Below are 1862 nucleotides of genomic sequence, written 5' to 3'. Positions count from 1 at the left end.
ATGAGATCACCCTCCCAATGGCCCGGGTTCGCGCGGTTCTCGGCTTCGGCCGGCCGGTTGCCGATCAGCACCTCGGACGTGATGTGGGCCCAGGCTGCGGAAAGAATCGCTGGACCGCACTGGGAGGTACACGAAGCGCCCCGGGCCCGGCCGAGAAGTGATTGACCACTCCGCTGCCACACGGTAATTGGACCACTCCCCCGCCTGCGGTTAGCTCCGACTCCTCGTCCGCGAACACCCGCGTCACCATGAACCCCGACCTCCAGCACGCCGATCAACCCTCATCGGCAGCCAAGCCAAGCGCCAACCACTCCCCCCGTTACCTTTCTCGTGGGTCCGATCCAGGGCCTCGGTCGCCGGGCCCGATATGACTTCTTGCCCCTGTCTTTCGCATGATCCGGGGGGTGGTGTCGCCGGGTACCGGTGGCATCGGATGGACCGCTGATAGGGACAGGGCCGCATTTCAGGTCTCTTCGTAACGTGGGTGCCGGCCGCCGATGCCCGATCGGTGACCGCCCCGTGCTGACCGAAGGAACCAGGACGTGACAGCCAGCTACGCCGTGTTCTGCGGCGTCGACGTGGGCAAAGGTGAACACCACGCTGTCGGGCTCGACCCGGCCGGTAAGCGCCTGTTCGACAAAGCCTTGCCCAACGACGAATCCAAGCTGCGGGCCGTTTTCGACAAACTCGCCGCACACGGACCGATCCTGATCGTGGTCGACCAGCCGAACACGATCGGCGCGCTGCCGGTCACCGTGGCCCGCGACCGCGGCCACGACGTGGCCTACCTTCTCGGCCTGGCCATGCGCCGCATCGCCGACCTCTACCCAGGCCAAGCCAAGACCGACGCCCGAGACGCGTACATCATCGCCGACGCCGCACGCACCATGCCGCACGCACTGCGCCGAGTCGACGTCGGCGACGAAGCGTTGACCGAACTCGGTGTCCTGGTCGGCTATGACGACGACCTCGCAGGCGAGGCAACCCGCACCAGCAACCGCATCCGCGGCCTGCTTACCGGCATCCATCCGGCCCTCGAACGCGTCCTCGGCCCGCGAATCGCCCACCCAGCGGTGCTCGAGATCCTGTCCCGCTGCGGTGGACCCGCAGGCATCCGTGCGGCAGGGCGACGGAAACTGACCGCGATCGCGGTCAAACACGCACCCCGCATGGCCGGTAGCAAAGCCGCCGAAGTCGTGTTGCCGAAACTGGCCGACCAGCTCAAATCCGTTCTTCAACAGAGGAAATCGATCGCCGAGAACATCGAGGAGATGCTCGATGCACACCCTCTTTCCAAGGTCCTGACCTCGATGCCCGGCATCGGAGTCAGGACCGGAGCCCGCATCCTGCTCGAGGTCGGCGACGGCGCTGGCTTCGCCTCGGCCGGCCACCTTGCCGCCTACGCCGGCATCGCTCCGGTCACTCACCGCTCCGGCAGCTCCATCCGCGGTGAGCACCCGGCCCGGTCCGGCAACCACAAGCTGAAACGGGCACTGTTCCTGTCCGCGTTCGCCGCACTGCACGACCCCGCCAGCCGCGCCTACTACGACAGAAAAAGAGCCGAAGGCAAGAAACACAACGCCGCCCTCATCTGCCTGGCCCGGCGACGCTGCGACGTCCTCTACGCGATGCTCAAACACGGCGAACTCTACCGATCACCCACGACCTCAGCGGCTTGACGAACACCATAGGGACCCCCCCGCACACCTGGCGAATAGCAGTGGTGAGAGGAGGTCAGCCGGCGTCTTTCAGCACTGCGCGCAGCTGCGTGGTGAGCTCGTCGACCGCCTCGGGCCGGCCGTGGAACTGCGCGGGCGTGTTCTGGTACAGCTCCACTCGCCATTCACCGGAACGGCGGACCG

General features: G+C 66.6%; 1 protein-coding gene. It reads left to right on the top strand.

Annotated elements, in window-relative coordinates:
• The first annotated feature begins 542 nt into the window (after positions 1-542).
• Positions 543-1679, top strand: coding sequence for an IS110 family transposase (locus ACWEO7_RS39350; RefSeq protein WP_452430913.1), 1137 nt, complete (start codon positions 543-545; stop codon positions 1677-1679).
• Positions 1680-1862 lie beyond the last annotated feature (183 nt).

The organism is Nocardia sp. NPDC004260 (genome assembly GCF_053603155.1).
This window is presented reverse-complemented; position numbering and strand designations above follow the sequence as displayed.